The sequence below is a fragment of the Burkholderia sp. APQ4-4ca genome, from assembly GCF_057837105.1.
The window spans coordinates 119,604-126,836 of record NZ_JBYQCG010000007.1 but is presented as its reverse complement, the minus strand read 5'-3'; the positions used below and the strand labels follow the sequence as shown (position 1 = coordinate 126,836).

7 protein-coding genes are annotated in these 7,233 nt (G+C 67.8%); 3 read left to right on the top strand and 4 right to left on the bottom strand.

Annotation, left to right across the window (positions count from 1 at the left end; all coding sequences use genetic code 11):
* The 4 genes from AC3IFE_RS01180 to AC3IFE_RS01165 form a co-directional block, all read right to left on the bottom strand.
* Window positions 1–511 (bottom strand): transposase domain-containing protein (locus tag AC3IFE_RS01180; RefSeq protein WP_489189340.1); only part of this gene is annotated, 511 nt, incomplete at its 3' end.
* A gap of 154 nt (window positions 512–665) precedes the next feature.
* The gene (locus AC3IFE_RS01175) at window positions 666–1,139 is read right to left on the bottom strand and encodes an NUDIX hydrolase (protein ID WP_301738864.1); all 474 of its coding nucleotides are present in this window, start codon (window positions 1,137–1,139) and stop codon (window positions 666–668) included.
* Between the two features lie 8 nt (window positions 1,140–1,147).
* The gene (locus AC3IFE_RS01170) at window positions 1,148–1,534 is read right to left on the bottom strand and encodes a hypothetical protein (RefSeq protein WP_301738863.1); all 387 of its coding nucleotides are present in this window, start codon (window positions 1,532–1,534) and stop codon (window positions 1,148–1,150) included.
* Window positions 1,535–1,660: 126 nt separating this feature from the next.
* Entirely contained in the window at window positions 1,661–3,007 is a 1,347-nt protein-coding gene (locus AC3IFE_RS01165; protein WP_489189339.1) for a cytochrome-c peroxidase, read from the bottom strand.
* 219 nt (window positions 3,008–3,226) lie between these two features.
* Here AC3IFE_RS01165 and AC3IFE_RS01160 point away from each other — a divergent pair, with 219 nt between their 5' ends.
* From AC3IFE_RS01160 to AC3IFE_RS01150, 3 genes are all read left to right on the top strand, one after another.
* Window positions 3,227–4,813 carry an acid phosphatase gene (locus AC3IFE_RS01160; protein ID WP_089467222.1) on the top strand — a complete coding sequence of 529 codons (1,587 nt, stop codon included), beginning with the start codon at window positions 3,227–3,229 and terminating at the stop codon, window positions 4,811–4,813.
* 528 nt (window positions 4,814–5,341) lie between these two features.
* Window positions 5,342–5,602 carry a XapX domain-containing protein gene (locus AC3IFE_RS01155; protein ID WP_301738859.1) on the top strand — a complete coding sequence of 87 codons (261 nt, stop codon included), beginning with the start codon at window positions 5,342–5,344 and terminating at the stop codon, window positions 5,600–5,602.
* 25 nt (window positions 5,603–5,627) lie between these two features.
* Window positions 5,628–7,208, top strand: a complete 1,581-nt coding sequence (locus AC3IFE_RS01150) for a cation:proton antiporter (protein WP_301738858.1) — start codon at window positions 5,628–5,630, stop codon at window positions 7,206–7,208.
* Window positions 7,209–7,233 lie beyond the last annotated feature (25 nt).

The following is a 7,233-nucleotide window of genomic DNA, read 5'->3' as shown; positions in this document are numbered from 1 at the left end:
TCAGCGTCACGCCACGGACCTGCGGATAACTGGCGATGGTGTTGCCGGCATAAACCTGGGCGCCGAAATGAGCCCGATGTTCGGGGGTGTCCGCCGTCCTGAGCGTCGTGCCATCCATCGCAAACAGGCTCAACCCCTTGAACAGGTATTGTTTGCGGTCCTGCTCAGCCCACGCCTTGGCCGACAATTCGAACAGCGCCTTCAGTGGTTGCGCGCCCAGGCGCTGCCGGGCCTGAGCGACAGCGCTCTTGCTGACGAACGGCGCCTGCATATCCGGTAGCGCAAGATCGAGATCGTCGACAACCTCGCTGATCGATTGATGCCGATACAATGCCAGCGCAATAACCAGCCAAACAACCTGCTCAGCGGGCAAGCGGCGTTGCCGGATGCTCGCCCGTCCCGTGTAAGCCACCACCTGCTCAATCCACTCGTAGGGCAAGTGCTCGCCCAGGCGAGCCCAGTCGGGCGTCTCCTGTTCTTCAGCGAGAAAATTCAGGGTGTCATCAAGCATGGCGACGCAGGTTAACAGCCTCCATCACCGTTTACAACACCCAAAACAAAAATGCCGTTCAGTTCTTAACTGAACGGCATTAGGCTCGAGGGCCGGTTTTTTCATGGACGTGCGCCGAAGGACGGCCGGCGGCAACGAAAACTGCGGCGCCCGTTCACGTGCCCGACAAGCGCCGATGCAGTTCCACCAGCGACAGCTTCGTGCGAAACAACCGCGCGAGACTGCGGCTCGCATAGGTGTCGACGTCGCCCGGCGCGGTCCAGCGGTACGCATCCATCTCGGGAATCATCGAGCCGTCGCGACGGCTCGGAAAGAGCGACGTACACGTGCACTGAGCCGGATCGATCTCGCCTTCGGCCACCTGCACCGCGAACAGGTGCAGGTCCTTGTCGTGCCGGTACGCGAAGCGGCCGAGATCGAGCAAGCGCGCCGGTGCGAATTCGATCCCGGTTTCCTCGAGCAGTTCGCGCAGCGCGGCGTCGGCCGGCGTCTCGCCCGGCTCGCCCTGCCCCTTCGGGATATCCCAGTGCGTGGTGTCCGTCGCGTGCGCGAGGAACACGCGGCCACCCGCATCGAGGATCACGACGCCGCACGATACCGTGCGCGGCGCGCCGCCCCGCTTCGTCATGCGCGTGCTCAGCGCTTCTGCAACTGCCACTTGCCCGCGGCCGTCTTGCAGTAGACGGGCTTGAGCGTCATCGTCTGGCCCTTGGCGGTGATTTCGGTCGCGATTTCACGGCAGGTCTTGCCGTCCGTCTCGGTCGTGCTCGGCGTGAGCTTCGCGTCGATCTGCGTGCCGCGGCCGCTGCTCTGCCACGTCGTGGTTTCGCCGTCCTTGCCTTCGTCGCGGGCCTGCACGACCGCCTTCGTGAGCGATGCGCGATCGGTGTTGCTGAAATAGCTGATCGGCGTGTCGTTCAGGAAGTTCAGGTTGTTCTGCGCATGGGCGGGCAGCATCGCGGCTGCGCACGCGGCGCCGGCCAGCACGCGCGTGACGACGGAAAGGGATGCACGCATCGACATGTTTTTTTCTCCTTGGATGTTCGATCGAACGGCGCGGCGCATGCCGGCGAACCGGGGGCCGGCCCTCCGGCGCGCGCCACGCCCGTCAGCGAGCGAGCATAGCATGCGTGCCGCAAGGACCGTCTTCTAGCGCGCAGCAGACGCGGCCGTCGGTTGATATCCGTCGGTCAGCGTGCCGAGGAGCGCGATCACGTCCTTGATCTCGGCCGCATTCAGCGCCGGCCGATCGCCGCGCTTGCGGTCGAACGGCGGCTCGCGGTTGATGTTCGGCCAGTAGCGCTTCGGCAAATCGTCGTAGATCTGCACCTTGCCGTGCACGATCGGGTAGAACTTCTCCGGATGGATGTCGCGTTCGACGTAGAAGCGCATCACGTCCTCGAGCGAGTGATACACGCCGTTGTGGAAGAACGTCTTGCGCAGCGCGACGTTACGCAGCGACGGCGTGCGGAACAGCCCGCAGAATTCGTCGCGCCCCTTCAGGTCGGTGCGTTCGGGGCCGCATGCGCCGAGATCGTAAAAGCGCGGGTCGCGATTGACCGGCAGCGCGCGGTTGCGCGGCACCGCGATCGCGATCAGCCCGAAATCGCTGAACTGCGGCGGGCCGCCCTCGAGCGTGCGCTGGCTGATGTGGCAGCTCGCGCAGTTGCCCTTCTTCTCGTCGTTGAACAACTGCAGCCCGTGCAGCTCCGCGGGCGTGAGCTGCGCGTGGCCGGCGAGATATGCGTCGTATTTGCTCGTGTACGGATCGAACAGCGCAGGCTGCTGCTGAAATGCGTCGAGCGCGCGCAGCACCGCATCGAACGTCGCCTGGTCGTCGCCGAGCACCCGGTCGCCGAACGCCTTGCGGAACGCGTCGGCATACGGCGCGGCGCGCACCGCCTTCGCGACCCGTGCGGGCGAACTGCTCATCTCGAACGGCGACGTGAGCGGAATGCGCGCCTGCGCGTCGCGCGTGTCGACGCGGCCATCCCAGGTCAGCCCGCCGGTCGGACCCGCGTCGATGCTTTCGTCACCCTCGTCCGGCGAATCGTGGAAGTGCTCGCTGAACGGCGGGATGCCGCGCAGGTACTTCAGCGACGGCACCGCGCGAAAGCCGGTACGGTGCATGTCGTCGCCGCCCAGTTGCACCGACAGCGCGTTCGGCGGCCCAAACGCATGCTCGGCGCTGTGGCACGACGCGCAAGCGAGCTTGCCGGACCCGGACAGCGACGGATCGAAGAACAACTGCTTGCCGAGCGCCGTCATCTGCTTCACGCCCTCGAACACCTGCGCGCGCGTCTGCGGCTGGCCGGCCGGCGCGACCGCCGGAACGGGAGCGGCCTGGGCCATCGGTACGACGGACGCGGCCGGTGCGGTCGTGCCGGGCCGCGCATCGCAACCGGCGAGCGCCGCGAGCGCGCCGACCACCGCGAGCGTCGCCGCGGCCGGGATCAGCGATCGCGCGGACGCGAAGGATTTCAGAAGGGTGTGCATCGTTGTTCTGGTAGCGGTGGGCAATCGGCCGGAGCTTATGTCAGTTCCGTGACCGTTGAATGACGTTCCACCGACAGTCAATTGAAAGCGGCCCTACACTCGGCTGTCAAATCGGTTCCAGATAATGCGCGCAGCCGGGCGGTACCGCGAGGTTCGTGCGCCGGCCCTTCCGCCACCCGGTTCCCACACGCGACCAACGACGAAGAGAGAGAACATCGCATGAAGAAGCACGCCTGGATTCGCTGCACGCCGATCGCCCTCGCGGCCGCGCTCGCCCTGACCGCCTGCGGCGGCGACGACGTCACGCAGCAGGGCCTGTCGGCCGTCAAGAACGTGGTCGTGATCTATGCGGAAAACCGCAGCTTCGACAATCTGTACGGCAACTTCCCGGGCGCGAACGGGCTGCAGAACGCGACGGCCGCGAACTCGGTGCAGAAGGACCGCGACGGCTCGACGATGGCGACGCTGCCGAAGATCTGGGGCGGCCTGACCGCGACCGGCATCACGCCGGCGGTGACCGAGGCGATGACGGCGAACCTGCCGAACGCGCCGTTCGCGATCGACGATCCGAACGGTTTCAATCAGTCGATGAGCATCGCGACGCGCGACATCGTGCACCGCTTCTATCAGGACCAGATGCAGATCAACGGCGGCAAGAACGACATGTACGCCGCATGGACCGACGCGGGCGGCCTGACGATGGGCCACTACACGGCCGATCCGTCGAAGCTGCCGCTGTGGAAGATCGCGCAGCAGTACGTGCTGGCCGACAACTTCTTCATGGGCGCGTTCGGCGGGTCGTTCCTGAACCACCAGTACCTGATCTGCGCGTGCGCACCGTACTACCCGAACGCCGACAAGAGTCCGGCGGCCGGCAAGATCGCCGTGCTGAACGCCGACGGCAAGTCGCTGAAGGTCGCGACGAACTCGCCGGCTTCCGCGCTGAGCGGCCCGCCGAAGTTCGTCAACGACGGCGCGCTGACGCCCGACTTCTACGGCATCAACACGATGCAACCGGCGTATCAGCCGAGCGGCAACAAGGCGGCCACGGGCGGCGATCCGCTGCTCGCCGACCCGGCCAATCCGTCGACGATGCCGCCGCAGACGGCGACCAACATCGGCGACCTGATGACCAACGCGGGCGTGTCGTGGGCGTGGTATTCCGGCGCGTGGGGCCAGGCGCTGCAGGCGAGCCAGAACGGCACGTCGAACGTGATCTACGGCGCCGACCTGTCGACGCCGAACTTCCAGCCGCACCATCAGCCGTTCAACTACTTCGCGAACCAGGCGCCGGGCACCGCGAGCCGTGCGCAGCACCTGCTCGACGGCGGCGCGAACGGCGCCGAGTTCATCAAGGCGATCGATGCGGGCGCGCTGCCGCAGGTCACGTTCTACAAGCCGCAAGGCAACCTGAACGAGCACCCGGGCTACACGGACGTCACCTCCGGCGACCAGCACATCGCCGACGTGATCGCGCACCTGCAGGCCGGCCCGCAATGGAAGAACATGGTCGTGGTCGTCACGTACGACGAAAACGGCGGCTTCTGGGATCATGCGACGCCGCCGAATGCCGATCGCTGGGGCCCGGGCACCCGCATTCCGACGCTGATCGTGTCGCCGTATGCGAAGAAGGGTTTCGTCGACCATACGCAGTACGACACGGGCTCGATCCTGCGCTTCATCACGCGCCGCTTCTCGTTGCCGCGCCTCGCGGGCCTGCAGCAGCGCGACGACGCGCTGAAGGCGAACGGCGCGCAGCCGATGGGCGACCTGACGAACGCGCTCGCGCTGTCGCCGAACCTGTAACGGCATCGCCGTCGCCGCGAACGGGCCGGCCACGCCGCCGGCCCGGACGAACGAAGGGCAGCCCCGCGGGGCTGCCCTTTTTCATGCCGCGTGCGGGTGGCCGCGCGCCGCCACCACCCGTACTTCAGCTCGACACCGACGTAATCCGCGTTGTGCCCGCCCGCCTGCCGGATCGCGTCGCCGACCTGGAAATGCACGGCCTCGATCGCGCCGATCAGCGGCGTCAGCACTTCAAGTTTCGGGTTGCTCATGGCGAAGGGGTCCTGTGAACGGAAAAAGGGCGAGCCTGCCTCGACCGTGAAAACGGGAGGCGCCCGGAATGCGTCGGCGCCGGATCGTCATCGGCCGCGTCGAAACATTTAAGCCGCAAGCGCGTGGCGCGAACATCCAAGGAATGGAATCGATCCGCTTCCGGAAACGACGCCGGTTCGAACTCGCCCGCTCTTTTTTTCTTCTCGCAAACCCGATACGCTTTCAAAACTTTGACGGTGCCGTTCCGGTGCCGCTCGGCCGTCACGAGGCGCCCCCATGAAACCGTATGTCCTCTCGCTGCTCGCCGGCATCCTCACCGGGGTCATCTACGGCGCGATCGGCGTGAACTCGCCCGCGCCGCCGGTCATCGCGCTCGTCGGCCTGCTCGGCATGCTGGCCGGCGAACAGATGCTGCCCGTCGCGCGGCGCATGCTGTCCGGCCATCGGCTGAACGCCGCGTGGTGCGACGCGAAGTGCAGCCAGCACATGTTCGGCGCGCTGCCGGGCGGCGCCGCGAACGACCGCAAGCCTTCTTGATCCACTCCATCGCCGCCCGCCACGCATGACCAACGTCGAGCTGTTCCATTACCTGTTGCTGTTGATCTGCGGCGCGGGCGCCCTCACCTGGCTCGCCGAGCGAATCTCGATTCCGCCGGCCGTCGTGCTGCTGCTCGGCGGCTGCGTAGTCGCCGTCGCCGGCAAGCGCGCGCCCGACATGGACCCGGCGCTGCTGCTCGCCGCCGTGCTGCCGCCGCTGCTGATGTCGAGCGGGTTCTACACCGCGTGGAAGGAATTCCGGCAGGAGCTTGCATCGATCGCGTCGCTCGCGCTCGGGGCCGTGGCGTTCACGACCGTCGCGGTCGCGCTTGCCGTGCATGCGGCGAATCCCGCGCTGCCGTGGGCCGCGTGCTTCACGCTCGGCGCGATCGTGTCGCCGCCCGACGCCGTCGCCGCGAAGGCGATCCTGCAGCGCCACCCGCTGCCCGCACGGCTCGTCGCGGTGCTCGAAGGCGAAAGCCTCGTCAACGATGCGTCGGGCCTGCTGCTGTACCAGATGGCCGTGTCGGCCGCGCTCGCCGTGTCGATCACGGGGGCGAGCGCGACCGGCCTGTTCTTCTCGCTCACGCTGATCGGCATCGCGGTCGGCCTCGCGTGCGGCCATGCGATGTGCTGGGTGCTGCAACGCCTGCGCGAGCCGATGCTCGGCATCGTCGTGACGTTCGCGATGGCATGGGGCAGCTACGGAATCGCGGAAGCCGTCGGCGGCTCCGGCGTGCTGTCGGTCGTCACCTGCGGCCTCGTGCTCGGCGTGCGCCAGCATCGCGTGTTCGGCGCCGACATGCGGATCAAGGCGAAGGCGACATGGGAAGCGATCGTGTTCGTGCTCGACGCGCTCGTGTTCATCCTGATCGGCCTCGCGCTGCACGCGATCCTCGCGGGCGTGAACCACGAAGGCGCGGTGCTGATGGCCGGCCTGCGGGTCGCGCTGCCGGCGACGGCCGCCGCGATCGGCGCGCGCGTCGTGTGGGTGTTCGTCGCGATGTGGCTGCCGGGCCGCCTGTGCGCGCGGCGCGCGGGCCACGCGGCGTGGTCGTGGCGCGAAGCCGTCGTGCTCGGCTGGTCGGGCATGCGCGGCGTGGTGAGCCTCGCGGCCGCGATCGCGCTGCCCGCCAGCTTCCCGGGCCGCGACCTGATTCTGTTCAGCACGTTCCTGCTGATCATCGCGACGCTCGTCGTGCAGGGCGGCACGCTCGCGCCGCTGATCCGCGTGCTGAAACTGCGCCCGGCCGCGCGCCGCACGATGTCCGAACATGCGGTGCGCGCGCACACGTTCGGCGCGGCGCTTGCCGAGCTCGACGCGCGCGAGCAGCGCGGCGCCGGCCTCGAACGCGCATCGCTCGACCGGCTGCTGACCGAATACCGCAGCCGCGTCGCGTTCAACGAACGCGCGCACCGCGACGGCGCGGAGCCCGCGGACGTGCGCGCGCGGATGCTGCGCGTCGAGCTCGAGCTGGTCGGCGTGTCGCGCGACGCGCTGCTCGGCCTGCATCGCGACGGCCGGGTCGACGACGCGGTGCTGCACCGCATAGAATCCGAACTGGATTTCGAGGAGCTGCGACTGCAGCGCCTGCTCGAACCCTGACGTCCGGCCCGCGGCCATGCCCGGC